At 41.7% G+C, this 24,806-nt stretch carries 26 protein-coding genes and 3 pseudogenes; 7 read left to right on the plus strand and 22 right to left on the minus strand.

The window, feature by feature from the left end:
• Positions 1-18 precede the first annotated feature (18 nt).
• From pstB (ACSLGF_RS03030) to ACSLGF_RS03080, 11 genes and pseudogenes are all read right to left on the minus strand, one after another.
• Entirely contained in the window at positions 19-801 is a 783-nt protein-coding gene (gene pstB, locus ACSLGF_RS03030) for a phosphate ABC transporter ATP-binding protein PstB (RefSeq protein ID WP_099726636.1), read from the minus strand.
• A 15-nt stretch (positions 802-816) separates the two neighbouring features.
• On the minus strand, positions 817-1,629 hold the full coding sequence (gene pstB, locus ACSLGF_RS03035) for a phosphate ABC transporter ATP-binding protein PstB (protein WP_410608547.1): 813 nt from the start codon (positions 1,627-1,629) through the stop codon (positions 817-819).
• A gap of 23 nt (positions 1,630-1,652) precedes the next feature.
• Positions 1,653-1,862 (minus strand): annotated as a pseudogene (locus ACSLGF_RS03040) (phosphate ABC transporter permease PstA); the annotation flags it as partial.
• Positions 1,858-2,016 (minus strand): annotated as a pseudogene (locus ACSLGF_RS03045) (phosphate ABC transporter ATP-binding protein); the annotation flags it as partial. The pseudogenes ACSLGF_RS03045 and ACSLGF_RS03040, both read right to left, overlap by 5 nt.
• Before the next feature lie 23 nt (positions 2,017-2,039).
• A complete protein-coding gene (gene pstA, locus ACSLGF_RS03050) occupies positions 2,040-2,924 on the minus strand; it encodes a phosphate ABC transporter permease PstA (protein ID WP_456002430.1) in 885 nt (294 codons plus the stop codon).
• Positions 2,924-3,850: a phosphate ABC transporter permease subunit PstC gene (gene pstC / locus ACSLGF_RS03055; RefSeq protein ID WP_034319569.1), complete on the minus strand. Its 927-nt coding sequence runs from the start codon at positions 3,848-3,850 to the stop codon at positions 2,924-2,926. Before pstC ends, pstA begins: the two co-directional genes overlap by 1 nt.
• Positions 3,851-3,929: 79 nt before the next feature.
• Positions 3,930-4,847, minus strand: a complete 918-nt coding sequence (locus ACSLGF_RS03060; protein ID WP_456002434.1) for a phosphate ABC transporter substrate-binding protein — start codon at positions 4,845-4,847, stop codon at positions 3,930-3,932.
• A 214-nt stretch (positions 4,848-5,061) separates the two neighbouring features.
• Complete coding sequence (locus ACSLGF_RS03065) at positions 5,062-7,197, minus strand: peptidoglycan D,D-transpeptidase FtsI family protein (RefSeq protein ID WP_456002437.1); 2,136 nt, start codon at positions 7,195-7,197, stop codon at positions 5,062-5,064.
• A gap of 122 nt (positions 7,198-7,319) precedes the next feature.
• The gene (locus tag ACSLGF_RS03070) at positions 7,320-8,606 is read right to left on the minus strand and encodes an MFS transporter (RefSeq protein ID WP_456002440.1); all 1,287 of its coding nucleotides are present in this window, start codon (positions 8,604-8,606) and stop codon (positions 7,320-7,322) included.
• A 122-nt stretch (positions 8,607-8,728) separates the two neighbouring features.
• Entirely contained in the window at positions 8,729-9,337 is a 609-nt protein-coding gene (gene sodA, locus ACSLGF_RS03075) for a superoxide dismutase SodA (protein WP_007501264.1), read from the minus strand.
• A 187-nt stretch (positions 9,338-9,524) separates the two neighbouring features.
• Positions 9,525-10,010 carry a DUF456 domain-containing protein gene (locus tag ACSLGF_RS03080; RefSeq protein ID WP_456002521.1) on the minus strand — a complete coding sequence of 162 codons (486 nt, stop codon included), beginning with the start codon at positions 10,008-10,010 and terminating at the stop codon, positions 9,525-9,527.
• Positions 10,011-10,154: 144 nt separating this feature from the next.
• Here ACSLGF_RS03080 and ACSLGF_RS03085 point away from each other — a divergent pair, with 144 nt between their 5' ends.
• Entirely contained in the window at positions 10,155-10,907 is a 753-nt protein-coding gene (locus tag ACSLGF_RS03085; protein WP_456002443.1) for a DUF1189 domain-containing protein, read from the plus strand.
• A gap of 131 nt (positions 10,908-11,038) precedes the next feature.
• Here the strand turns inward: ACSLGF_RS03085 and ACSLGF_RS03090 are convergent.
• Positions 11,039-11,254, minus strand: a pseudogene (locus tag ACSLGF_RS03090) (GNAT family N-acetyltransferase); the annotation flags it as partial.
• 274 nt (positions 11,255-11,528) lie between these two features.
• Between ACSLGF_RS03090 and ACSLGF_RS03095 the strand changes: the two are divergent.
• Together ACSLGF_RS03095 and ispG are read left to right on the plus strand one after the other, a co-directional pair.
• Positions 11,529-11,831, plus strand: a complete 303-nt coding sequence (locus ACSLGF_RS03095) for a LysM peptidoglycan-binding domain-containing protein (protein ID WP_456002446.1) — start codon at positions 11,529-11,531, stop codon at positions 11,829-11,831.
• A gap of 105 nt (positions 11,832-11,936) precedes the next feature.
• Positions 11,937-13,055, plus strand: a complete 1,119-nt coding sequence (ispG, locus tag ACSLGF_RS03100; protein ID WP_456002449.1) for a flavodoxin-dependent (E)-4-hydroxy-3-methylbut-2-enyl-diphosphate synthase — start codon at positions 11,937-11,939, stop codon at positions 13,053-13,055.
• 29 nt (positions 13,056-13,084) lie between these two features.
• Here the strand turns inward: ispG and ACSLGF_RS03105 are convergent, their stop codons facing one another.
• The gene (locus ACSLGF_RS03105; protein WP_309175298.1) at positions 13,085-13,447 is read right to left on the minus strand and encodes a DUF308 domain-containing protein; all 363 of its coding nucleotides are present in this window, start codon (positions 13,445-13,447) and stop codon (positions 13,085-13,087) included.
• Positions 13,448-13,586: 139 nt separating this feature from the next.
• Here ACSLGF_RS03105 and ACSLGF_RS03110 point away from each other — a divergent pair, with 139 nt between their 5' ends.
• Positions 13,587-14,165 (plus strand): 5' nucleotidase, NT5C type, encoded by a 579-nt coding sequence (locus tag ACSLGF_RS03110; protein WP_456002452.1) that lies wholly within the window; start codon positions 13,587-13,589, stop codon positions 14,163-14,165.
• Here the strand turns inward: ACSLGF_RS03110 and ACSLGF_RS03115 are convergent.
• The 5 genes from ACSLGF_RS03115 to ACSLGF_RS03135 all read right to left on the minus strand — a co-directional run bounded on the left by ACSLGF_RS03115 (position 14,162) and on the right by ACSLGF_RS03135 (position 18,261).
• Positions 14,162-15,067 (minus strand): ROK family protein, encoded by a 906-nt coding sequence (locus tag ACSLGF_RS03115; protein ID WP_456002454.1) that lies wholly within the window; start codon positions 15,065-15,067, stop codon positions 14,162-14,164. The genes ACSLGF_RS03110 and ACSLGF_RS03115 overlap by 4 nt on opposite strands.
• Positions 15,068-15,201: 134 nt before the next feature.
• Entirely contained in the window at positions 15,202-15,630 is a 429-nt protein-coding gene (locus ACSLGF_RS03120; protein WP_456002457.1) for a Fur family transcriptional regulator, read from the minus strand.
• Entirely contained in the window at positions 15,608-16,468 is an 861-nt protein-coding gene (locus tag ACSLGF_RS03125; RefSeq protein WP_007501274.1) for a metal ABC transporter permease, read from the minus strand. The genes ACSLGF_RS03120 and ACSLGF_RS03125 overlap by 23 nt, the downstream gene beginning before the upstream one ends.
• The gene (locus tag ACSLGF_RS03130) at positions 16,468-17,244 is read right to left on the minus strand and encodes a metal ABC transporter ATP-binding protein (protein WP_456002460.1); all 777 of its coding nucleotides are present in this window, start codon (positions 17,242-17,244) and stop codon (positions 16,468-16,470) included. The genes ACSLGF_RS03125 and ACSLGF_RS03130 overlap by 1 nt, the downstream gene beginning before the upstream one ends.
• A gap of 135 nt (positions 17,245-17,379) precedes the next feature.
• Positions 17,380-18,261: a YitT family protein gene (locus ACSLGF_RS03135; RefSeq protein WP_456002463.1), complete on the minus strand. Its 882-nt coding sequence runs from the start codon at positions 18,259-18,261 to the stop codon at positions 17,380-17,382.
• A gap of 140 nt (positions 18,262-18,401) precedes the next feature.
• On the opposite strand from ACSLGF_RS03135, the gene ACSLGF_RS03140 reads away from it, so the two are divergent.
• A complete protein-coding gene (locus tag ACSLGF_RS03140) occupies positions 18,402-18,656 on the plus strand; it encodes a DUF2624 domain-containing protein (RefSeq protein WP_034319529.1) in 255 nt (84 codons plus the stop codon).
• A 49-nt stretch (positions 18,657-18,705) separates the two neighbouring features.
• On the opposite strand, the gene ACSLGF_RS03145 is transcribed toward ACSLGF_RS03140, so the two are convergent.
• Complete coding sequence (locus ACSLGF_RS03145; protein ID WP_456002466.1) at positions 18,706-19,599, minus strand: deoxyribonuclease IV; 894 nt, start codon at positions 19,597-19,599, stop codon at positions 18,706-18,708.
• A 9-nt stretch (positions 19,600-19,608) separates the two neighbouring features.
• On the minus strand, positions 19,609-20,928 hold the full coding sequence (locus tag ACSLGF_RS03150) for a DEAD/DEAH box helicase (RefSeq protein WP_456002469.1): 1,320 nt from the start codon (positions 20,926-20,928) through the stop codon (positions 19,609-19,611).
• Between the two features lie 155 nt (positions 20,929-21,083).
• Between ACSLGF_RS03150 and vrrA the strand changes: the two genes are divergently transcribed.
• Positions 21,084-21,800, plus strand: a complete 717-nt coding sequence (gene vrrA / locus ACSLGF_RS03155) for a VrrA/YqfQ family protein (protein WP_456002472.1) — start codon at positions 21,084-21,086, stop codon at positions 21,798-21,800.
• 157 nt (positions 21,801-21,957) lie between these two features.
• Positions 21,958-22,902, plus strand: coding sequence for a 4-hydroxy-3-methylbut-2-enyl diphosphate reductase (locus ACSLGF_RS03160; RefSeq protein WP_456002475.1), 945 nt, complete (start codon positions 21,958-21,960; stop codon positions 22,900-22,902).
• 36 nt (positions 22,903-22,938) lie between these two features.
• On the opposite strand, the gene ACSLGF_RS03165 is transcribed toward ACSLGF_RS03160, so the two are convergent.
• Together ACSLGF_RS03165 and ACSLGF_RS03170 are read right to left on the minus strand one after the other, a co-directional pair.
• Entirely contained in the window at positions 22,939-24,060 is a 1,122-nt protein-coding gene (locus ACSLGF_RS03165) for a Nif3-like dinuclear metal center hexameric protein (protein WP_456002478.1), read from the minus strand.
• Complete coding sequence (locus ACSLGF_RS03170; RefSeq protein ID WP_456002481.1) at positions 24,053-24,769, minus strand: tRNA (adenine(22)-N(1))-methyltransferase; 717 nt, start codon at positions 24,767-24,769, stop codon at positions 24,053-24,055. Before ACSLGF_RS03170 ends, ACSLGF_RS03165 begins: the two co-directional genes overlap by 8 nt.
• Between the last annotated feature and the right edge of the window lie 37 nt (positions 24,770-24,806).

The raw sequence follows: 24,806 nt of genomic DNA on the forward strand, positions 1-24,806 counted from the left end.
GCCGCCAGGGGATGTTTATTATCCAAATCGTCCAGATATATAATCATTTGTTCTTTGATCGTTTGGCTCTGAGAACATCACATTTGTATCATTGACCTCAACAAGCTCGCCCATCAAGAAAAAGGCTGTTCGATCAGATACCCTTGCCGCTTGCTGCATATTGTGCGTCACAATGGCAATCGTGTATTTCTCCTTCAGTTTCATAATCAATTCTTCGATCTTTAATGTTGAAACAGGATCAAGCGCTGATGTGGGTTCATCCATTAATAGGATGTCTGGGCTTGTGGCAATCGCTCTTGCGATACAAAGACGCTGCTGCTGACCGCCGGAAAGACCTAATGCAGGCGCGCTTAATCGATCTTTCACTTCATCCCAAAGTGCGACATCCCGAAGCGCTTTTTCAGCAATTTCTTTCAATTGCTGCTTGCTCTTCACTCCATGAATTCTTGGGCCATATACGACATTATCAAAGATAGACTGAGGGAATGGATTTCCTTTTTGAAACACCATCCCGACATTTTTACGCAGTTCTACTAAATCGACACGTCCTTTTAAGATGTTGTCGCCGTTATACATCATATCCCCTGTGATTTTCACACCTGGCACTGTTTTGACCATGAGATTTAAAGTTTTAATAAACGTTGACTTCCCGCAGCCTGATGGGCCGATAATCGCTGTGACTTCATGCTCTCTAATGGCTAAGTCAATATGTTTCAGTGCGTGATGCTGGCCATACCAAAGGTTCATATCATTCACACGAAACACTTCTTTTGCTGCTGCTTTAGTTGCTACTGCATTCATCAAAATCCACCCGCCTTATCCAAATCGACCATTGATATAGTCTTCTGTTTTTTGCTGCGCAGGACGTGTAAAGATACGTTCAGTGGCATCATATTCCACTAGATCACCGTTCAGGAAAAAGGCCGTACGATCAGATACACGTAACGCCTGCTGCATGTTGTGTGTAACAATGACGATTGAATAATCATGTTTTAATTCTGTTAACAGCTCTTCAATTTTTGCATTTGAGATCGGGTCTAGAGCGGAAGCAGGTTCATCTAATAAAAGCACGCTAGGCTTCATCGCAAGTGTACGTGCAATACAAAGGCGCTGCTGCTGACCTCCTGATAATGACAATGCAGAGCGGTGCAGACGGTCTTTGACCTCATCCCATAGCGCCGCCTTTGTTAAGCTTTCCTCTACCGCATCATCAAGCACTGATTTTCTTTTTTCACCCGCATACTTTAACGCATGGGTAATGTTGTTGTAGATCGATTTAGGAAATGGATTTGGTTTTTGGAATACCATGCCGATTTCTCTTCTTAAATTCACCACATTAATGCGGTCATCCAAAATATTTAACCCTTCGTACATGATCGCCCCTTCACTTCTCGCGCCTGGAATCAGGTCGTTCATTCGGTTAATGCTGCGTAAAAAGGTTGATTTCCCGCAGCCGGATGGACCGATTAATGCGGTAATCGCATTCTTCTCAATCTCGAATGAAATGTGATTAACCGCTCTTTTTTCACCATAATAAATGCTTAAATCCTGCACCTGTAAAATCTCTTCCGCTTGAAGTGGAGCCTTTTTCGCTGCAATCTCTTTTTTTTCTGCTAGCATTTGAACCATATCCCCTTCACACCTCTTTCACATTATTTTGACGTAAGCTTCTTATGAATAAATGAACCAAGCCATCTAGCAGCTAAGTTGAACAATAAGACTGAAAGCACAAGTACGGCTGATGCACCATTTGCAATGGCCTCTGCATCTGGAATGATTCCTTGTGTATTGACGCTCCATATATGAACGGCTAATGTTTCTGCCGGTCTAAAAACATTCAGCGGTGACGTATCAGAAAGCGGTAATCGCATTCTTCTCAATCTCGAATGAAATGTGATTAACCGCTCTTTTTTCACCATAATAAATGCTTAAATCCTGCACCTGTAAAATCTCTTCCGCTTGAAGTGGAGCCTTTTTCGCTGCAATCTCTTTTTTTTCTGCTAGCATTTGAACCATATCCCCTTCACACCTCTTTCACATTATTTTGACGTAAGCTTCTTATGAATAAATGAACCAAGCCATCTAGCAGCTAAGTTGAACAATAAGACTGAAAGCACAAGTACGGCTGATGCACCATTTGCAATGGCCTCTGCATCTGGAATGATTCCTTGTGTATTGACGCTCCATATATGAACGGCTAATGTTTCTGCCGGTCTAAAAACATTCAGCGGTGACGTATCAGAAAATGGACTCCAGTTTGTAAAATCAAGACGCGGTGTTGAGAGACCTGCTGTGAAAAGAAGAGCAGCCGCCTCCCCGAAGACTCTTCCTGATGCTAAAATCGCACCGGTAATAATAGAAGGAATCGCACCTGGAATAAGGACTGTCTTCACCGTATGCCACTTCGTTACACCGAGCGCAAGTGATGCTTCCTTTTGATCCTTCGGTACAGAACGCAGCGCGTCTTCTGTCACCCTGACCATCACTGGCAGGTTAAACACAGTGAGTGCAAGAGCTCCCCCAATGATCGTATAGCCCCAGCCTGTTAAATTCACAAACATGAGTAAACCAAACATGCCAATGACGATAGACGGAAGTGAAGACAGCACTTCAATACATGTACGAATAAAATCTGTGACTTTGTTTTGAGGCGCATACTCTGCCATGTACACTCCGCCGCCGACGCCAAGGGGCACTGTGATCAGCATCGTAATAAAGAGAATGTAAAACGAGTTAAACAGCTGATCCCTGATGCCGCCGCCAGAGCCAATCGCACTTGAGCGAGTTGTCAAAAAGTCAAAATTTAATTCTTTTGCACCGTTGAAAATGATATAAGAAAACAAACCAACAAGAATCGCCGTAATAACGGCGGCACATAATCCAAAAACAAATGTGGCAAAACGATCGGTCATTTTGCTATTCATTAAATCTTCCTCCTAGACGACAAGTATCTAATAATGAGTATGAACATAAATGATACAACTAGAAGGACAAGTCCCATTGACCAAAGTGTATTGTTTTCAACACTTCCATACGTTGTGTGACCCATGTTTAACGTAATAATGGTTGTTAATGTACCAGCTGTGTCCATAATGCTCTCTGGTAGATTACGCGTGTTTCCAATGACCATCTGAACGGCAAGGGCTTCTCCAAATGCTCTTGCCATTCCAAGCACGACCGCTGTCATTAATGTCGGAAGAGCTGCTGGTACAAGCACACGTCTGATCGTTTGCCATCTTGTTGCGCCTAATGCATACGATCCCTCACGTAAACTTTTTGGAAGTGAAGCCATTGCATCAGTTGCAATGGATGTAACGGTTGGCAGAATCATAATAGACAGGACAATCGTTCCTGCTAACACACTATGCCCTGAGCCGCTTGACTTGAAATGTCCAATAAACGGCACCAATACTGTAAGACCTATGAATCCGTAAACAACGGATGGAATCCCTACAAGCAATTCAATGACTGGCTGGAGAATTTTCCGTCCCCAAGCAGGTGCAATTTCTGTCATAAAGATTGCGCCTGCGATGCCTAGCGGCGCTGCAATGAGTGCCGATAGGAGCGTGACGGCGATTGATCCAAAGATAAATGGAAATGCGCCGTATTGCGGGTTTTCTGCTGTTGGGTTCCAATTGATACTGGTTAAGAACTCAATTGGGCTTACACCATTTACGATGAAAGATTGTAAACCCTTAATGCCAAGGAAGATCGTGATGGCGATGGATACAGCAATCATTAAGAATGCGCAAAATCTCACCAAAATACTTCCCCTTACTTCATCCATTTGCCTATTTTTCTTCGAGCTGATCAGTCGATCGCTCGCTTCTGTCTGTTCTATCTGCTTCATCTTTTTCTACACTCCTATGAATGTCATAAAAGGAAAAGTGAAAAGCTCCACTTTTCCTTCATCAGCAATTCAAGACCTCTTACTTATCTGTTTGTTTGCCTGTTGCGTCTCTTTCTACTTTCATATTAGAGACTGAGATGTAACCTTGGTCTTTTACGATTTCTTTTTGTACTTCGTCACTCATGAGGTAATCTAAAAATTGTGTTGCTAGACCTTCCGGCTCACCTTTTGTATAAGAGTGCTCGTATGCCCAAATTGTATATTTACCGCTTTCTACATTGCTTTCTTCTGGTTTCACACCATCAATGCTAAGCGGTGTAATTTTGTCATCTGTTAAATAAGAGAATGCTAGGTATCCAATCGCACCTGGTGTTTCTGCAATCAGTTTTTTCACTGTGTTTGAAGAATCTTCTGTGATTCCTTCTGCAGGTGTTGCGCCATCAAGAGCATATTTCACAAATGTTGCACGAGTTCCTGAAGAGTCAGGTCTGTTTACAAGAGTGATTTTTTGGTCTTTCCCGCCAAGCTCTTTCCAGTTTTTGATTTTACCAGTGAAGATTTTTTTCAATTCGTCCTTTGTGATGTCTTTGACACCAACTTCAGGGTTTACAGCTGCTGCCATTCCAACAACTGCCACTTTGTGGTCTTTTAAAGCTTTTGCGTCGATTCCGTCTTTCTCTTCTGCGAATACATCTGAGTTACCAATTTGTACAGATCCTTCTGATACTTGAGAAAGTCCTGTTCCAGAACCGCCGGCTTGTACTTGAATATCGGCTTTTGGATGTTTATCCATGAATTTTTCTGCTGCCGCAAGAACTAAAGGCTGCATCGCAGATGATCCTGAGATGGTAATGGAACCTGATGCCTCATCTTTGTTTGAAGCATTTCCTTTACTGTCTTTTGAATCTCCGCTTGAGCTGCTGTTTCCGCATGCTGTGACGAATGCTAACAATGCGATAGTAAGGAAAGTAAGCAGCCATAATTTGTTCTTTTTCATTTCAAGAATACCCCCTGAATAATTTGTCCTACGAGTAATACATTAAAGGTTCTTTATTAATTTCGTTTAAATGGAATGTTAAGGTTTTGTAAATGTCGAAGTTTTGTAGAGATATTGCGAAGTTTTTTGTGGTTTTTGTCAATTTATATCGAAAAGTTTGAAGAAACCATAAAAAAACGCCCACAAAAAGTGAGCGTTTTTACCTAGTAAAGGTCTAGTCATTTGTATCTGCTTCATTTTCAATTTTATTTTTGTTTTTCGCTTGTGTATCATTGCTTTCCTGTTTTGATTGCAGTTCAAAGTATTTGTCTAATACTTGTTCACCAATATCATTCGTAATCGGATAACGCTGGTTGTAGTCTTGGTACACCCACGGTACGACGACTGAAATGGCCACTTCTGGATTATCAGCAGGCGCATACGCAACAAGTGTTGTGTTATATGTCGGTGTGCCGCGTTTGCTTTTAATTGGGCCGTCATAGAATGATTGAGCGGTCCCTGTTTTGCCAGCTGGATTGTACTTTTTGTTGCCAAAGTTTGAATAGGCTGTCCCTCTTGGATTTTGCATCACAAGCTTGAAGCCTTGCTGTACACGCTTGATCTCATCACTTGTCATATCAAGCTTATTCAATACATCCGGCTTAACGGATTCCGTCACGGCTCCAATTCCGCGCTGCGGATCGGGCTCTCTGACTTCTTTTACTAGCTGCGGACGTAAACGATAACCGCCGTTTGCGATCGTTGAGACGTACTGCGCCATTTGCAGCGGTGTAAACGTGTCATATTGTCCAATCGCATAGTCAAGTAAGAGACCAGATTGTGTAGACGTTCCTCGGTAGCCAGTTGCTTCGTTTGGCAGATTGATGCCCGTTTCAACCCCAAGACCAAATTTACTGAAATTGTAGCGGAACGTATCAAATGCTTTCGTATCAATTGGGAGCGGCTGATTCTTACGATATTCCCCTTTCCCAATGGCAATCGCTGTTTTGAACATATACACGTTAGAAGAACGCTCTAGTGCCGTTAAATCATTAATGAGTCCCATATTTTGATAGGATTTCTTTGGAGGTGACTGAGCGATATAGAGCGGTTCATCATACTGGGTGCTTCCAATATGAAGCGCGCCTGTTTTATATCCTGTCAGTACAGTTGCCCCTTTCACTGCTGATCCCATCGCATACGATGATGTCATGGTTCCTAGTGCGTAGTCACCGAATTTGTATTTTCCGTTTTTGTTTGTAATCTGTTTACCCGCAACCGAGAGAACCTCTCCATTTCTCGGGTCCATCATCACAACAAACGCACGGTCAAGAAGCTCTGTTCCACCTCTTTGCTTCGCACTTCTCAAGTTCTTTTCAATGATTTTTTCAACCGCTTTTTGCAGCTGAATATCAATTGTGAGCACAAGGTCTTTCCCGCTCTTTCCTTCTGTTAAGACTTTAGAGCTTGTGACATTGCCCTCTTTATCGGTTGTACTCTGTTCTTTTTCCTTTTGGCCCTGCAAGACATCTTCATATTGATATTCAAGATAGCTTTTTCCTACACGGTCATTTCGGCTGTAGCCGAGTGATAGATAATGTTCAAGGAGTGACTGCGGAAGACCTTCATCACTTGAGGACACACTGCCGAGCATACTGCGGAGCAGTCCTTTATAAGGATAGCTGCGCGACCAGTCTGTGGTGACATCAACGCCTGGCAGCTCGTCCAAATGCTCAGAGACGTAAGCAATTTCGCTTGGCTTCACATCTTCATTTTTAATGAATTGAGGCGTGAGTGCATAGCCTGCATCCATCTGCCTTTTAATCGCTAGCACTTGCAAATCTTTTTTCGTCAGTTGATTTAATTCCTTGTCTGTGATGCGTTTCAGTTGAAGATCATATAGTTTATCATCAGAAACCTTATCGTCACCCTTTAATTCTGATTCCTTTTGAACAAGCTTTTTTGCTTCATTCGGATGTGTTAAGATCCAGAAATCTTTTTTGTCACGGTCTGTGATTTTTTTCGTACTCACATGAATCATATCCGCTAATTTTGTTGCCACTTTGAGCCGCTCTTCTTGTGAAGTCGTCGAGGTTCTCGTATATGTAATGGCATTTAGCGCTTTATTGCTGACAATCGTGTTATAGTTTCGATCATAAATTTTTCCGCGCGGAGCAGATGAGCTGACATTCACATCCTCTTGTTTTTCTGCCTGCTTTTTATAATCCTCTCCATTGACAATCTGCACAAACCCAAGTCTAACCACAACACCAGTAAAAATAATGAACGCAGCTAAAAATAATAAATTCAGCCGTATTGGAAGTGTTTTGCGCCCTTCCTTCGCGTCTTTTTTGTTTTTCTTGTTTCTCATCACATCACCTTTTCTATCAAGAAAGAAATGGCACCCCTTTTTGTGTATAAAAGGTGCCATCATCATTTTAGCGGTTTTTCTATGATTTATCTAGAAATTTGATGTTCCATTGGTAAGAAATTTTACCTTTCTCCCTTAATAAGGTTCGTGTGAGATACTGGCTTTTGACCGTCAGTCTCTTTCATATCCGCTGTTTTTTCTTTTAAATGAATATCTTTCACAAAATAATAAATGAGTGTGTGCCCCGCTCCAAGCACAACAAGTGAAGCAGGGATGCCGAGCTCATCACCTAGTAGGGTGACAGACAAAAGAAATAAGACAATGGAACAAATACGGCCGGCATTTAAAAATAGCTCTCTGACCACAATATATTCAATTCGGGCTTTTCTTGCATACCTAGCATGACCGATCACATCATATGTTAAGGATACATAAGGAACAAGAAGGAGCGGATACCCTATCGCTATGGCCACTGCATACATGAGCAGCGATACATAGGACAAGTGAAAAATAATCAGAAATAAAGCACCGTATAAAATAAGCCCGCCAAGCATAATGGCTTTCTTCCGCCATTTTTCCTTAATCAAACGTGAAGCGAAGAAATAAGCAAAAAAGGCAACACCTGAATTTACTAAACCAAATGTCCCTAGAGCAAGCTCACTGTTTGTCGCAATAAACACAAAGACACTAATTAAAAAGACAAACACACCTTCACGAAGCCCTTGAAAAAAGTGAGCCGTTGTAATCTTACGCCAATTCTCGTCCGCATGCCGTTCTTTCCAAATTTGCTTGATCATAAATTTCCCTTTTGACTGCCTTCTCTTAAGGAAAAAACTCATCACAACCGCTAATGAAAACAAAATAAGCGATAAAGTAAAAATCACTGTATAGCCCGTATCATTCGTTAATTGAGAAATGACAATACCCGCAATCAGTGGACCGATCATGCCAGCTGTAGATGTGAGCACCCCTAGAAATCCATTAAAGAAATCTCTTGTCTCAGGCTCTGTGATTTCAAAAGTGAGCACGTTAAAAGCAAGCCAGTAAAAACCATAGCCGATCCCAAGGACACTTCCTAATAAAACAAGCCGCGCGGCCGCTTGTTCTCCTGCTATTAAAACAATTAAGTAAAAAGCGGCTAAGAAGATCACACCAAAACGAAGAACAAACGCCCGATCTATTTTTTTAGCGAGCCGACCAGCGAATAAAAAGGTAATGGGCTGCAGCACAACAATCGCCAGGTTATAAATCGCAAGATCTGTGAATTTCCCAGACTGTTTCCATAAATACACGTTCACAAACGTATTCGAAAGCGCAATGGCAAGTGCGTATAATCCACCAATCGTGAGGAGGAGCAATAAATCTCTTGTGACATCCATGTCCCCGAACATTTTCTTTAATCTGCTCATACATTTCATTCTCCTTTTCTACACAATAGTCTGTCTCATCAAAAGGCAGATATGTAAAAAAAGGAGGGAAAATATAAAAAGACCCGCTTCTTTTCAGAGCAGGTCTTTTCGAATCAAATGATTTATTTAGCTTCGCTGTAAAGGCGAGCTACTTCATCCCAGTTCACAACATTCCAGAAAGCAGAAATGTAATCAGGACGACGGTTTTGGTAGTTTAGGTAGTAAGCATGCTCCCAAACGTCTAGTCCTAGAATTGGTGTTTTTCCTTCAGTTAAAGGAGAATCTTGGTTTGGAGTGCTTGTGATTTCAAGTTTGCCATTGTTCACAACAAGCCATGCCCAACCAGAACCAAAGCGTCCTGCAGCTGCTGCAGCGAAATCAGATTTGAATTTTTCAAACCCACCTAATTCTTTTTCGATTGCATCTGCAAGTTCACCAGTTGGTGCGCCGCCACCGTTTGGTGAAAGGAGCGTCCAGAATAATGAGTGGTTAGCATGTCCTCCGCCATTGTTACGTACAGCTGTACGAATGTTTTCAGGCACAGAGTTTAGGTTAGCCACTAGCTCTTCGATTGATTGATCTTCAAGAGCTGATACACCTTCGATTGCTTTGTTTAAGTTTGTTACGTAAGTGTTATGGTGTTTTGTGTGGTGAATCGTCATTGTTTCCTTGTCGATATGTGGTTCTAATGCATCGTAAGCATATGGTAATTCTGGAAGTTTAAAAGCCATGGTTAAATTCCTCCTTAGAAATGTATGTACTGAAATGCTTCCTTAGTTAGTAAGGAAGCATTTCACCCTACTCAAAGAGTATCAAAAGAAACGGCTTGTTTCAACGTTATTGCTCATGATCTGAAACATTTCAGTGTTTATTGTGTATTTAGCCCTTTAGAAAAAGTTTTAAACACCATTTCTCGATTTAGCGAAGCACATAAAATAAAAAGATTCCAAGCATCAGTGCTTGAATCAATCCTTTGGCAAATACACCCGATACAAACCCAATTAATGAGCCTAACCCTACTTTCACACTTGTCTTCATATCTTTTTGATGAACGAGAAGCTCTGCAATGACACTGCCGATAAATGGACCAATGATAATTCCTGCAATGGGAATGACAAAAGGACCGACTAATAACCCAATGGTGCTTCCCCAAATGGCTGCCCGGCTGCCGCCAAAACGCTTCACTCCAATGAGGTTTGAGACATAATCTGCCGCAAATAATACGGCTGTAAACATGGCTTGAATGAGCCAAAACGTCAGCGTAAGCGGCTCGAAGGTGAAAAAGAAACCATATAGAATAAACCCAAGAACCATAAAAACAACACTGGGAATAATTGGATAGACAAGTCCAACAAACGCAATGATAAATGCACAGCCAATCAAAATCCAATACAGCACGTCCAAAGTCACTGCCGCCTCCTTTTTATATGCTGTATACATTATGCCTCATTCCTTGTATCTTAACCAGCTATGAAGGCCGTACTTGTACTTGATGGATAGACATTGATACAATGTGAGAAATAGAAAAGAATGTAGGAAGTGAATCGGTTGAACGTATTTAGTCTATTATTAAAAGGAATTTACTCACCAAAAGATGTTGCTAGAGCACGGTTTACAGGGATTGGAAAAGCGATTTTGTTCATTTTTATCCTTTCGATCATCGCAGCTGTTCCTCAGAGTTATCATATGAGTCAGGATATTTCGAATGCGATGTCAGGATTTCAGCATGTGATCAAAAAGGATTTACCCGACTTTTCAATTGAAAAAGGAAAGCTTCAAGCTGATCAAAGTGCACCGATAGAGAAAGAAGAAAACGGCATCACGATCATCTTTGACCCTGCTGAAAAAATAAAAACAAGTGAGCTTGAAACAAAACAAACGGCTATTGCTTTATTAAAAGAAAAAGCAGTGATTGCCATTGATGGACAAATGACAGATATCCCATACCAGCTCCTTGGCGGGACGCTCACAAAAGATGAACTCGCTCGCGTCATAAACCAGAACCAAGCGATCATTATCCCCGTCATTTGTGTGCTGCTGTATCTATCAACTGCGGCTCTCATGTTCATCAGCGCGACATTCCTTGCGATGCTTGGTACATTTATTAAACGGATGCAGCAAAAAGAGCTTTCCTTCCAAATGCTGTGGAAGCTCTCAGCCTATTCACTCACGTTAACGACGGTCTTTTTCGCCATTATGAGTGCGTTAAACACGCCTGTTGCAAACTCATTTTTATTAAATTGGGTCATTAACTTCATCTTCTTATATCTTGTCGTCAAAGAAATACCCGCTAAAAAATAAATCCCTTGTCAAAGTGGCTTCAGTAAGAAGGACGAGCACTGGAACAGAGTGAATGTATGGCAAATGCAAGGGTTTGTCTTCACGCTGAAAGCTCCCCCGACTTGGAGGAGCTTTTTATGTATGTTCGTGCTCTATGATTCATCTGGATGGATGATCGCAAATAAATAGTGATCCTCCCACACTCCATTAATCTTTACTTTTTTACGATTGAGTCCCTCATTTTCAAAACCTGTCTTTTCAAGCACACGAATGGAACCAATGTTATCCGGCTTTACTCCAACCTCAATACGATGGAGGTGCAGTTCATAAAAGGCATAATCGATGATTAAACGAATAGCCTCTGTCATAAGGTTTTGGTGATAGCGTGAAGACAAACCCTCGCATTCGGTGTCATTCTTGCGTGCCGGTGCTCACGAATGTCAAATTCGCTCCTGTACTCGTCCTTCCAGACTTCAAGGGCTTTCTATCACGCTGAAAAGAAGATAAAATGGGGTTTTTCAATCCATTACAAGGCTTGCTAGAACAAACTAGAACCACAGATTCTAGCTTTCCTGCCCTTTTTGGTTCTATCATTTCAGGACATGCATACACTGAAGTAAACTCTTAAAAGCGGTGAGTGAAATGCGGCGAATTGTTTTTTTACTAATCAGTTTGTTTGTGCTCTTTATTATCTTTTTTGATTTAAAAAATGGAACCATTCCTGTTCAAGAAGAGCCTGCTGTTCCTGCAAGTGCCTTTCAAACAACTGAGAAAAAAGCGTATAAGACGGTCACTGTCAAACAAGGTGAAACCGTCGTATCCATTGTACATACAAGTAAGCCACTTGATGAAGTCATTGAAGATTTCGAGGAGCTGAATAAAGGCGTCAAAGCGAACGACATTCGGGCAGGCAGGACATATAAGTTTCCGGTCTATAAGAGATAAAACGTTAATTCCTTGTCATTCATACAAAGAGACTGGTACAATATGAACTGTAAAACACGACGTACATGGCAAATGATTGCGTGTACACTAAGGAGCGATTGACAAGTGAGTGAAGTCACACATCGTACTAAAACGCGTCCCGTCAAAGTGGGACCTTTAACTATAGGTGGAAATAATGAGGTTGTCATTCAAAGTATGACAACAACCAAAACACATGATGTCGAAGCGACAGTAGCTGAAATTAAACGTTTAGAAGAAGCAGGCTGTCAAATCGTGCGTGTCGCATGCCCTGATGAGCGTGCAGCAAATGCGATTGCGGACATTAAAAAACAAATCAACATCCCGCTTGTTGTTGATATACATTTTGACTACAAGCTTGCACTAAAAGCCATTGAAGCAGGTGCAGACAAAATCCGCATCAATCCAGGAAACATCGGAAGACGAGAAAAAGTCGAAGCTGTTGTGAAAGCAGCAAAAGAAAAAGGTATTCCGATTCGTATTGGTGTAAACGCCGGCTCATTAGAGAAAAAGATTCTTGATAAATACGGCTACCCAACAGCAGATGGCATGGTCGAAAGTGCACTGCATCACATTAAAATTCTAGAAGACCTAGACTTTCATGACATTATCGTCAGTATGAAAGCATCTGATGTAAACCTTGCGATTGAGGCGTACGAAAAAGCGGCAAAAGCCTTTGATTATCCTCTTCACCTTGGGATTACAGAATCAGGTACGTTATTTGCAGGTACAGTAAAAAGTGCAGCTGGACTTGGCGCTATCTTGAATATGGGGATTGGTAACACACTCCGCATCTCATTAAGTGCTGACCCAGTCGAAGAAGTAAAAGTAGCACGTGAATTGTTGAAATCATTTGGTCTTGCAGCAAATGCAGCAACACTGATCTCTTGCCCAACTTGTGGACGAATTGAAATTGATCTCATTAGCATTGCAAATGAAGTCGAAGAATATATTTCTACAATTAAAGCACCGATTAAAGTAGCTGTTCTCGGCTGCGCTGTAAACGGTCCAGGTGAAGCGCGTGAGGCTGACATCGGAATCGCAGGCGCTAGAGGCGAAGGCCTATTGTTCCGTAAAGGTGAAATTGTGCGTAAAGTACCAGAAGAAACAATGGTCGAAGAGCTGAAAAAAGAAATCGATAAAATCGCTGAAGAACACTATGCGAAAATGGAAGCTGAAAAAGAAAAGCATAGCAAAAACGCCTGACGTCACTGTCAGGCGTTTTTCTGTTCTTGTTAAAAGAACGGGGTGATAAATATGCCAAGGATGACGGAAACAATTCCGATCCCGATTGACCACGCGCCAAGCGCATGTGCTCCTTTTCTTCTTGCAATATAACCAACGACGATTGCCGCTACCCCTAATAGCACCGGCAAGACAAATAATGAGATAATCGCAATCGCGAGTGCTGTATAGCCTATCCCCTTACTGCCTGAATCGTCACCTACATGGTCACGTTCTCGTCTGTCTTCTCGTTCTCTTGATGCCTGATATGGCTCTGCAATTTCAGCAGCTGTTTCCTCTAAATAGCCATCATCATTACTAAAGTGTGTGTCGATTTCACGATCATTTCTTCTGAAATCCTCGTCTCTTTCCATGATCAATTCCCCCTTGTGGTTAATAGAAAGGAGCTTTTTTAGTATGAGCAAAAATGTCTGTTTCATGTTTGCTAAAACTTGCTGGAATTGTGAATTGATTATGTTACACTTAAAGAGTATAAATATGAGGAGTGTGGGCATGTTACGTTTAGGAATTGATATTGATGGCACAGTGACGGCGCAGGACACCTTTGTTCCCTACTTAAATGAGTCGTTTCAATGTGCCATTACACTAGATGATATGACAGAATATGATTTGACGAAGCTTTTAAAGATTTCAAATGAAGAATTTTGGGGCTGGATGGATCAGCATGAGCCTCTTATTTATAAACAGGCAAAGCCTGCTGAGGGTGCAAAAGAGATCCTCGATCAAATGAAACATCACCACAAACTGATTTATATCACAGCAAGAAGGCAGCATCACACAGATGTCACCTACACGTGGTTTCAAGAAAATCACGTGCACTATGATGACATTGAGCTGGTTGGCGGTCATCATAAGCTGGAAGCTGTTCAAAAGCACAAGATTGATGTGTTTTTCGAGGATCATCATGGCAATGCCACATTGATTGCAAAAGAGGCTGACATTCCGGTCATTCTTTTTAACTCACCTTATAATCAAATGCCAATTGACGATAGAATCATTCGCGTCAATAACTGGCAAGAAGCGTCTCAATGGATTAAACAATACGAACAGCGTCTGCAAACTGCTTATTAATGTAGTGAATCAAGATGTCCTTCTTTCATTAAAAAATGGTACAGTGCCCCCTTCATGCCAGCCTGATTCAAATAGTAGCATGTTTCCAGCTTCACCTGAATGTTCTTCCAGGCATGCAGTGTATGTAAATGTTTCTCAATGCTTGAAATCAAATCCGGCCTTGCACTCACCCCGCCGCCAATGAGAATTTTCTCTGGATTGAGGACAGTTGCTACATTGTAAATACCAATGGCTATTCGTTTGTACCACTGATCCACCAGCTTCTCAATAGACGGATCGTGCTTTATCTTATCAAATATCGCTTGACCGTCTATTTGTTTACTTTGCGAAATTCCTTGCTTTTCTTTATAGCTTCGAATTAATCCAGCCGTTGAAGCACTGCTGTTGAGTGTCGTAAACTGGCCGTTTTCTGTTTCTGTCAGCATCATGCCAAATTCACCACCGCGAAAGGAGACCCCGCGAACAAGCTGGCCGCCAGCAAAAATACCGCCGCCAACACCTGTGCCGATCGTCATACAAATAAAGCTGTCACAATCTTTCGCATGACCACTATATTTTTCTGCCAGGGCTGCGCAGTTCGCATCATTTTCCACTTCGACACGAAGAGATGTTTTTTGTTCTAAAAGCGTTTTTATATTTTGACCATTTAAGGCAATGATTGCTCCTGCAAATTCCGTAAAACCCGTTTGACTGTCCACAAACCCCGGAAGACTGATGGCGATTCCGCTGACATCTCGAGTCTTTTGATATTGCTTAACCACGTCCTCCATTGCCTCTAAAAACGGTTCAAGCTGCCGGCAATTCGTTTCATAGTCACCGCCAGTGATCAGCTCCCCATCCTCATCCATTAATCCATGTTTTGTTCTCGTTCCGCCTACATCGAACACGATATAATATGCCACTTTTGACCCCTCCCTATATTCCAAAAGACTCAAGATTGCTTGAACCTGCCTGATCCCATTCTAATGAACCAGCTGTCCTTTGTAAAACGTTTTCAAAAAGACAAAACAAAAAAGCCAGCTTCGCGGCTGGCTTTTTACGAGTGAACTTCCTTCGGTTCGCAGGAAGGACACGTTCCGTATATTTCAAATTTATGTCCGCTAATATGATAATCCTCTAGATCGGCTTCAAGCTTGTCCATAGGACACGCATCGATCTCCTTTGTTTTACCGCATGCAAGACAAATAAAGTGGTGATGGTGGTGGGAAAATGAACATTTAAAACGAAATAGTTTCTCCCCTGACAATTCCGTTGTCTCTAATATCCCAAGGTCTTCATATAAGGACAGGTTCCGATAAATCGTATCGAAGCTAAGACCCGGGTAGTCTTCACTTAATGACGTTAACACATTTTTAGCTGTTAAGTATTTGTCAGAATCAGAAAACAAATGAAGCATATCTTCACGTTTGCTTGTATATTTGTAGCCTTTTTCCTTTAATAAATCAAGCGCTTCTTGTACGTTCATGATGATTCCCCCTTCTGAATTTTCCAATACTAATACATCCGATTAAAATCAAAATGGACAGCATCACAATGGTTCCGCCCGGCGCTAAATCAAGATAATAGCTTAAGATCAATCCGACCATGACAGACAATTCACCGAACAAGATAGAAAGGAAAATCGCCTGTTTAAACCCTTTGGCAATCCGAATACTTGCCGCAACAGGCAGCGTCATGAGCGCGGACACAAGCAGTGTACCTACGATACGCATCGATGCCGCAATGACAAGTGCGACGACTAAGATAAAAATAAAATGAATCCATTTTGCTGAAATACCAGAAGCCTTTGCATGCTCTTCATCAAAAGAAAGCAAAAACAATTCTTTATATAAAAGTACAACAACTAACACAACAACGAGTGAGATCCCAACAATAATCCAAAGATCCAGTCTCGAAACCGCACTGACACTACCAAACAAATAACTAAACAAATCTGTATTAAAGCCATTAGCAAGTGAAATGAAAATGACAGAAATCCCAATACCACCTGATAAAATAATTGGAATCGCAAGCTCCTGATAATGCTTATATACAGAGCGCAGGCGTTCAATAAACAATGAACCGGCAACAGAAAAAGCCATCCCTAAGTACAGCGGGCTAACCCCTGTCAGAAGTCCAAATTTCTTATCTAAGAACAGGCTCGCTGCAATCCCTGCCAGTGACACGTGACTAAGGGCATCTGCAATAAGCGAAAGCCTTCTCACGACAATAAATACACCAAGTAAGGGCGCAATAAAACCAATCAGCATTCCTGCGATAAACGCATTTTGTAAAAATTCATAATGAAAAAATGGAAATAGCATTATTCATGTCCCCCATGATGGTGATGGTCGTGGTGAATCACTTGAATGTCATGTCCGTAAAATTGAGATAACGCCTGATCATCCATTGAATCAAACGTTTCCGCATCTCCATGGAAATGAAGGGTCTGATTTAAGCAAGCCACATGGGTGACTTTATCAGAGACGGTTCCAACGTCATGTGTGACGAGAATTAAAGACATTCCTTTTTCTTTGTTCAATGTTTCTAACAGCTGATAAAAGCCTTCTACTGTTCGTTGATCCACTCCAACAGTCGGTTCATCTAAAATGAGCAGCTTCGGCTGGCTGACGAGCGCACGGGCGATAAATGCACGCTGCTGCTGGCCACCAGACAGCTCACCAATGTTTTGGTGCTTTAGATCTTGTATACCAACTGAACGAATAGCCTCTTCAACCTGCCATTTATCCTGCTTACTCATTCGCTTGAATAAACCAATTTTCGCCGTCAATCCACTTGCGACCACCTCGTACACAGAAGCAGGAAATCCTGTATTAAAGCTGTTCGCTTTTTGTGAAACAAATCCAATTTGATCCCAGTCTCTGAATTTTGAAACAGGGGTGCCAAATAGCTTTAATTCACCTTGTTGGGGTTTAATTAGCCCAAGCAAACATTTTAATAGGGTTGTTTTACCAGATCCATTCGGTCCAACGAGTGCCAGAAAATTCCCTTCCTCTACTGTTAAATGAATGTGATCAATGACATTTCGCTGCCCATACGAGTACGAAATGTCTTTCATTTCAATAATTGGCTTTGCCATGAATCTTTCCACCTTTAATCAATATAAAAAGAATGATTACGATTTATACAACAAAAAGAAAATGGCAAGAGCCATTTTCTTTGTCCATACATACGTCTCATTATATAAAAGAAAAATAAAAAAGTAAAATAAAAGCTAATGAATGGCTGTTTTGAACTTACCGCCTTTAGTTTCATGCGTATCCATAATTGTAATAAAGGCATTGCCGTCTATTTCAAAGACAATGGATTTGAGCTTTGTTATTTCAAGCCTTGTTACAACGGCGTAAATGACATCTTTTTCTTCATCTGTATAGCCGCCTTTTCCTCTAAGCTTTGTTGTTCCCCTACCAAGACGGTGAAGAATTGCATCTGAAATTTCATCATAATAATCTGACACGATAATAACAGCTTTTGTTTCATCGAGCCCTTGAATAACAGCATCAATTGTTTTCATTGCCAAATAATATGTCATGACAGAATACATAGCCTGCTCTGGTCCAAAGACAAAGCCTGCCCAAATAAAAATGAACACATTGACGATCATGACAAACTCACCGACGGAGAAAGGAATTTTTTTCGTCAGAAGAATTCCTAAAATCTCTGTTCCGTCCATTGAGCCTCCATTCCGAATGACGAGTCCAACGCCAAACCCTAGTAACAGTCCTCCAAATACAGTGGCTAAGATCGGCTGATTTGTAAATGCCTCTACATGATGGAGTGAAGATTCAATCACGGCTAAGCTGACAATCCCAATCACAGTGGAAATGAGAAAGGTTTTCCCAATATGTTTGTATCCTGATATCATAAATGGAATATTTAAAATGACAACAATCGTCGCAAAATTAATGAATGGGTTATCTGTAAAGAGATAATCCAAAATAAGCGAAATGCCGATGATGCCCCCATCAATAATATTGTTTGGCACTAAAAATAATTCAATGCTGACTGCTGCACATGCAGCGCCTACTAGAATCAGAAAAATTCTCATAATAAAATGAGGCACTGATTCCTTTCTATGCTGTTTACTATTTGCCATACGTTCTCCCTTCTACACTTGTTAAATTTTCAATGAACATTTTATACTCTTTACTATTTTATCATTTCACAGAGTAAAATTAAATTTTTTGCACATTTTCCGTTTTCGACCATACATTGTTACAGAGGGGAGGAATGGAATTGATCTTAATTCAAAAAATTGTGCTGCAACGGCTCAACCAGATCACAGCAAATGATTTGTTAAGGTATGCGAAACAGTATGGGGTTAGCTTAACATCAACTCAGGCTGCTGAAGTCGCCAAACTCATGAATGGGAAAAACGTCAATATTTTTAATGATGCAGAGCGCAGTCGGCTTCTTAAACAAGTGGAAGCGATTACTTCTAAACAAACAGCACAGACTGTCAATGATCTGTTTAACCAATTTACAAATTAGGCAAAAAAGGGCCGCATTTAGCGGCACCTCATCACATTGCATGCTTTTTTTACTGACCCGTAATTTTTTCTCGTAAGCCTTCATCAAACTGCTTTTCTTTCAGCATCTCAATTTCGAATTTGTAAGGTGGTTTTTTGTTCTTTTTATCTTCACCTACATAAGGCGTTTCTAGAATTTTCGGCACATCTTGAAGCTGCGGATGATGCACGATATAGTTCAATGCATCGAAGCCAATTTCACCAAAACCGATATTTTCATGTCGGTCTTTTCTTGCGCCTTGTACGTTTTTACTGTCATTAATATGAAGAACTTTGATTCGGTCAATACCGACGATTCGATCAAATTCTTCTAGCACACCGTCAAAGTCACTCACAATCGGATAACCAGCATCATGCGTGTGACACGTATCAAAGCAGACAGAAAGTGCTTCGTTATGTGTCACACCGTCGATAATTTGGGCAAGCTCTTCAAAGCTTCTTCCGCACTCTGAGCCTTTGCCTGCCATTGTTTCAAGTGCAATTTGAACCTCTTGTCCTTTCACAATGACTTCGTTTAAACCTTCGATGATTTTTTGAATTCCCGCTTCTGCCCCTGCTCCGACATGCGCACCTGGATGGAGAACAATTTGTTTTGCGCCAAGTGCTTCCGTACGCTCTATTTCTGAGCGAAGGAAGTCCACTCCAAGCTCGAATGTCGCTGGATTGACTGTGTTCCCAATATTGATAATATACGGTGCATGAACGACGATATCTGTCATGCCATGCTCTTTCATATGCGCTTGTCCAGCTTCAATATTAAGGTCTTCAATTTTTTTACGGCGTGTATTTTGTGGTGCACCTGTATAAATCATAAAAGTATTCGAACCATAAGAGGCAGCTTCTTGACTCGCTGCAAGAAGCATATGTTTTCCGCTCATGGATACATGTGATCCAATCTTCAACAATGTTTCCCCCTACTTTCCGTTACGCTTTGACTTTCTACGTTCCTGCTTTTTGATTTTATCCATCTCACGTGTCATTTTCTTTTTATATCCAGGTTTGACGGCTTTCGGTTTTTTCACAAGACGCTTCGCTTTTTCTTCAATTTCATTTGGTGCTTTTTTACGTCTTTGACGCTTCAGACGGTCATCCGCATCTCGCCATTCTCCGTGAACAATGGTTTTGTTCTCAAACACAACACCCATTTTCTCAATCTGAACAAGTGCATCCTCATCAGCGAGATCATAAATGGTCATCGCAATTCCAGAGGAACCAGCTCGAGCTGTTCTTCCAACACGGTGAACATAGAAATCCAGATCAGATGGAAGTTCATAGTTGATCACGTGGCTGACGCCCTTAATATCAATTCCGCGGGCTGCAAGATCAGATGCCACAATATAGGTGAACTCCAAATCATCAATTTGTTTCATGACTTTTTTACGTTCGCGCGGCGTTAGTCCGCCATGAAGCACACCAATTTTCATTCCTTTTTCTTGAAGGAATGAAGCAATTTCATCAACGGTTGATTTTGTATTGGCAAAGATGATTCCTAAATAAGGCTGTACATTTGTCACCATCTCATGCAGCAATTTTAATTTGTCACGTTGTTTAGACGGGACTAAAATATGCTGAATATTTTCAGCGGTAATACGTCTTGGTTCAACATGAGCATACTTTGGATTGTCCATATATTTTTTAAGGAAAGGCTTTAGTTTTTCCGGAATGGTTGCTGAGAACACAAGCATTTGCAGCTTTTCTGGCATTTGTGCACCAATACGGTCCACATCTTCTAAAAATCCCATATCCAGCATTAAATCCGCTTCATCAATGACAAGAGAAGTCGCTTTGTATACATTCAGCGCTTGCTCATGAATAAGATCAGCAATACGTCCAGGTGTGCCGACAACCAAATGCGGCTGGTTCTTTAGCTTTTGAATGGATTTCTGCTTGTCCGTTCCGCCAATGTAAAGCTTTGCTTTAATTTCTTCTTCTGGAGAAGTATTCTTTAAGATCGTTTGGGCTTCTTTGAAAATTTGATTGGCTAATTCTCGTGTTGGTGCAGTAATCACCACTTGTACTTGCTCTTTGCCTGGATCGATTGAATGAATAAGCGGCAATAAGTACGCATGGGTTTTTCCTGTTCCTGTTTGTGATTGACCAATGACGCTTTCTCCTTTTAAAACAGCAGGGATGATTCTTTTTTGAATATCAGTTGGCTCATAAAAGCCCAGTTCATGAATAGCATCTATAATAAAAGGCTTTAATTCATATGTCGTAAATTTCGTTTCTTTCATGTTTTCACTCCTTAAGGCAATGCCTTTTTGCTCATCTCCTCATTATAGCTGATTTTCAACAAAAAAACCATGTCCGCTTTTCTTACAGGAAACCAATTGATGCTTCTTTGCATAACCTATGAAGAGAAAGAGAATGCAGTAAGGGAGGTACAAGTATGTTAGGGCAAAGGCCTATGGGCGATTTTCAGCCGCATCGTCCCTCACGCCGGCACCTTGGAAATGGCGGACAGCCCGGGATTTTTCAAAGGAGACAGCAGGCTCCGATCGAACAGCCTTTTCAAGGGCAAGGGAATCAATTTCAACAAATGATGCCTCGCTCCCCGTCTGTACAGGGCGGCGGTTTACACGGGATGGGCGGTATTTCAGGGGGCGAGAGCCGTGCACTAGGCGGCGGAGCTGGAATTAAAGGCATGCTCGCTAAATTCCTTCCTGGAGCCGGGGGAGCAGGGGTCTCTGGAGGTGGTGCGGGATTACAAGGAATCCAGAGCTTCACAAATCCTGCGACTCTCTCAAGCATGTTAGGAAATGTTCAAAAAGTGCTCGGAATGGCGCAGCAATTCACGCCAATGATTCAGCAATACGGCCCTTTAGTGAGAAATCTGCCTGCGATGATTAAGCTGTACAGCCAGCTTGGCAGTGCAGATGATGATGAAACGAACGCAAACGATACAGACGCAGACCCAAAAGAGCTCGGCGAGGAAACAGAAGTGACGCATGAACAAACAGCACCAGTTGATGAGGCAGAGGAAATAAAAGAAAATGAAGAACCAGAGGACATTCTTGTCAAAAAAACAGCGGCACACACATCACCTGCTCCTGAAGCAAAGCCGCAAAAAAGAGCTGGCAGTTCTGTTCCAAAACTATATGTCTAGTGATCTTTGAAAGGCGAAGTGATTACCGCGTATAACAATCTTTGATATATGCGCTTACTTTGGCTATAATGGAAGGAAGAGAATGATAAAAAGCCGTTTTTTACGGCTTTTTATATTGTTCTTCTCTAGCAGCACTTCCCTACAGGAGGACGAATAAATGAATGTGATTAAAATATCGCCGCGTGGCTATTGCTATGGCGTTGTGGATGCAATGGTCATTGCTAAAAATGCCGCACTGGATAAAAACTTGCCACGCCCAATTTATATATTAGGTATGATTGTGCATAACAAACATGTAACAGATGCCTTTGAAGAAGATGGGATCTACACACTGGACGGACCAAACCGCTTGGACATTTTAAAGCAGGTTGAAAGCGGAACGGTGATTTTCACCGCCCACGGCGTTTCTCCCGAAGTTCGTCAAATCACAGAAGAAAAAGGCCTTGTAGCCATTGATGCGACCTGTCCAGATGTAACGAAAACACATGAACTCATTTCAGAAAAAACTGCCGATGGTTATGACATTATTTATATTGGGAAAAAAGGTCACCCTGAGCCAGAAGGAGCTGTCGGAGTTGCACCTGACAAAGTGCACCTTGTTGAAACAGAAGCCGACATTGAGGCGCTGGATTTAACGTCAGATAAGCTGCTCATTACCAATCAGACGACGATGTCACAGTGGGATGTCTATGATTTGATGGAGCTCATTAAGGAAAAATATCCGCACGTCGAGTACCATCAAGAAATTTGTCTTGCGACACAGGTACGTCAGGAAGCTGTTTCACAGCAAGCTGGGCAAGCTGATCTCACCATTGTTGTCGGCGATCCGAAAAGTAATAACTCCAACCGTCTGGCACAAGTGTCAATGGAGATTGCAGGTACACAGGCTTACCGTATTGGTGACCTAAGTGAGCTCAAGCTGGAATGGCTGCAAGGCGTAAAAACCGTTGCCGTGACTGCTGGTGCTTCAACACCAACACCTATTACAAAAGAAGTCATTCGCTTCTTAGAAAACTATGAACCGGACGATGAATCGACTTGGAAGGTTGAACACGCTGTTCCTCTTTCTAAAATATTACCTCGCGTAAAAACGAAGAAATAAAAAAACGTCAGAGCTGCTGTGCTCTGACGTTTTTGTTTACATAAATTGAAATGGGTTTGTATTTGATTTTGAAACAAAGAGCTGTACATCATATTTTTTATCTGTACATAGCGACTCAAGCTTCGCTTTCACGCCCTCTTTCATGATCTTTTCTGCGTAATGACCTGGGTCCACTACGTTCAGTCCGAGCATCATTGCATCGTGGGCGACATGGAAATAAAGGTCTCCTGTCACATACACATCGGCACCCATTCTTTTCGCTTGATGGATGTATTTATTTCCGTCTCCGCCAAGCACAGCTACCTTTTTCACAACCGCTTCCTGATCTCCAACAAAACGAGCACCATTCACATCTAGCTTCGCTTTTACAAATTGTGTGAATTCCCCAAGAGTCATAGGGTCTCTTAACTCTCCAATGCGGCCGAGACCTTTTTGAATAGGAGGAAGATCCGTCGTGTGTACACTGTAGGCCACTTCTTCATAAGGATGTGCTTTGATCATTTCACGAATCACTTGTTTTTCAATACTTGCTGGGAAAATGGTTTCGATCCGCACTTCTTTCACAAATTCCAGCTTACCCGACTCACCAATAAAAGGCTCAGCTTCTTCTGATGGCAGAAAGCTGCCTGTCCCTTCATTTGAAAAAGCACAATGGCTGTAGTTGCCAATATGACCAGCTCCCGCATTTCCTAAAGCCGTTCTGATGTCCTCTTCAAATTCCTCTGGAACATAAAGTGCAAGCTGCTTGATTTGATCTTCATATGTCGGAACTAACACACTTGTTTCCTTGAGCTCTAATGCCTCAGCAAGCAAGTCATTGACTCCTCCATCCGCTACGTCTAAATTCGTATGAGCCACATATACCGCAATATCATGTTTGATGCACTTTTCAATGATACGTCCAGCCGGCTGATCTGTCGCTACATGCTTTAATGGACGAAAAATCGGCGGATGGTGGGCAATGATGAGATCTACATTCCGCTCAATCGCCTCATCTACCACATTCTCTAATACATCCAAGGTGATCATGACATTGGTGACTTGTTTATTTAATGTCCCAATCTGGAGCCCAATTTTATCACCCTCCACGGCATATGCTTTTGGTGAAAATTGTTCAAACAATTGGATGATTTCATGCCCGTTTACTGTTTTAGCCAACAGTCAAAACCTCCTTTAAAATCTTTATTTTCGCATTCAGCTCTTTCAGGCGGTCTTTGTTTTCTTCTGTCGGAGCTGCCTCTTGAATTTGACCTTCTATTTTCTCCATATGCTGAAGCTCTTGCATCCACTTGCGCCGGAAGACATCACTTTGCTCTTTGGCAAGAAATGGACCAACTAGCATTCCTGTTTCAATTGACATGCCTTCATAGGCTTTATCTTGATCGCCTTTTTCCGCGATGATGATTTCGTATATTTTGCCATCCTCTTCTAAAATCACTTCTTCCATCAGTTCATACCCCTCTTGATAGAGCCATAAACGAATATGGTGAGCATGGATATTAGGCTGAAGAATGAGCCTCTCAAGCCCTGTAAGCTTATACTTGCCTTCATTTAGAATGCTTGCGATGAGTGCCCCGCCCATACCTGCAATCGTTACAGCACTCACCTCGCCTTTTTCAATGACTTCAAGGCCATTTCCTTTTCTGACCGAGATCTGTTCATCTAATTCAAGTCTATGTACTTGCTGCTTCGCAGATTGGAGCGGTCCATCTGTAATTTCACCAGCAATGGCTTTTACTGCTTTTTGATGTAATATTGCATAGCATGGCAAATAGGCATGATCTGAGCCGATATCAGCAAAGACAGCCTCATTTGGTAAAAAGTCTGCAACTCTTTTTAATCGTTTCGATAAATTCATTTCATTCATACGTATCACTACTTTTCTTTAATGTTCATCCCTTGTC

The sequence above is a fragment of the Bacillus sp. A015 genome, from assembly GCF_053851875.1.

Bases quoted from the DNA above. Each gene is read 5' to 3' on its own strand.
- pstB (WP_099726636.1), bottom strand. From the start codon at position 801: ATGAATGCAGTAGCAACTAAAGCAGCAGCAAAAGAAGTGTTTCGTGTG.
- pstB (WP_410608547.1), bottom strand. From the start codon at position 1,629: ATGGTTCAAATGCTAGCAGAAAAAAAAGAGATTGCAGCGAAAAAGGCT.
- pstA (WP_456002430.1), bottom strand. From the start codon at position 2,924: ATGAATAGCAAAATGACCGATCGTTTTGCCACATTTGTTTTTGGATTA.
- pstC (WP_034319569.1), bottom strand. From the start codon at position 3,850: ATGAAGCAGATAGAACAGACAGAAGCGAGCGATCGACTGATCAGCTCG.
- ACSLGF_RS03060 (WP_456002434.1), bottom strand. From the start codon at position 4,847: ATGAAAAAGAACAAATTATGGCTGCTTACTTTCCTTACTATCGCATTG.
- ACSLGF_RS03065 (WP_456002437.1), bottom strand. From the start codon at position 7,197: ATGAGAAACAAGAAAAACAAAAAAGACGCGAAGGAAGGGCGCAAAACA.
- ACSLGF_RS03070 (WP_456002440.1), bottom strand. From the start codon at position 8,606: ATGAGCAGATTAAAGAAAATGTTCGGGGACATGGATGTCACAAGAGAT.
- sodA (WP_007501264.1), bottom strand. From the start codon at position 9,337: ATGGCTTTTAAACTTCCAGAATTACCATATGCTTACGATGCATTAGAA.
- ACSLGF_RS03095 (WP_456002446.1), top strand. From the start codon at position 11,529: ATGCGGCGAATTGTTTTTTTACTAATCAGTTTGTTTGTGCTCTTTATT.
- ACSLGF_RS03105 (WP_309175298.1), bottom strand. From the start codon at position 13,447: ATGGAAAGAGACGAGGATTTCAGAAGAAATGATCGTGAAATCGACACA.
- ACSLGF_RS03110 (WP_456002452.1), top strand. From the start codon at position 13,587: ATGTTACGTTTAGGAATTGATATTGATGGCACAGTGACGGCGCAGGAC.
- ACSLGF_RS03120 (WP_456002457.1), bottom strand. From the start codon at position 15,630: ATGAACGTACAAGAAGCGCTTGATTTATTAAAGGAAAAAGGCTACAAA.
- ACSLGF_RS03125 (WP_007501274.1), bottom strand. From the start codon at position 16,468: ATGCTATTTCCATTTTTTCATTATGAATTTTTACAAAATGCGTTTATC.
- ACSLGF_RS03130 (WP_456002460.1), bottom strand. From the start codon at position 17,244: ATGGCAAAGCCAATTATTGAAATGAAAGACATTTCGTACTCGTATGGG.
- ACSLGF_RS03135 (WP_456002463.1), bottom strand. From the start codon at position 18,261: ATGGCAAATAGTAAACAGCATAGAAAGGAATCAGTGCCTCATTTTATT.
- ACSLGF_RS03150 (WP_456002469.1), bottom strand. From the start codon at position 20,928: ATGAAAGAAACGAAATTTACGACATATGAATTAAAGCCTTTTATTATA.
- vrrA (WP_456002472.1), top strand. From the start codon at position 21,084: ATGTTAGGGCAAAGGCCTATGGGCGATTTTCAGCCGCATCGTCCCTCA.
- ACSLGF_RS03160 (WP_456002475.1), top strand. From the start codon at position 21,958: ATGAATGTGATTAAAATATCGCCGCGTGGCTATTGCTATGGCGTTGTG.
- ACSLGF_RS03170 (WP_456002481.1), bottom strand. From the start codon at position 24,769: ATGAATGAAATGAATTTATCGAAACGATTAAAAAGAGTTGCAGACTTT.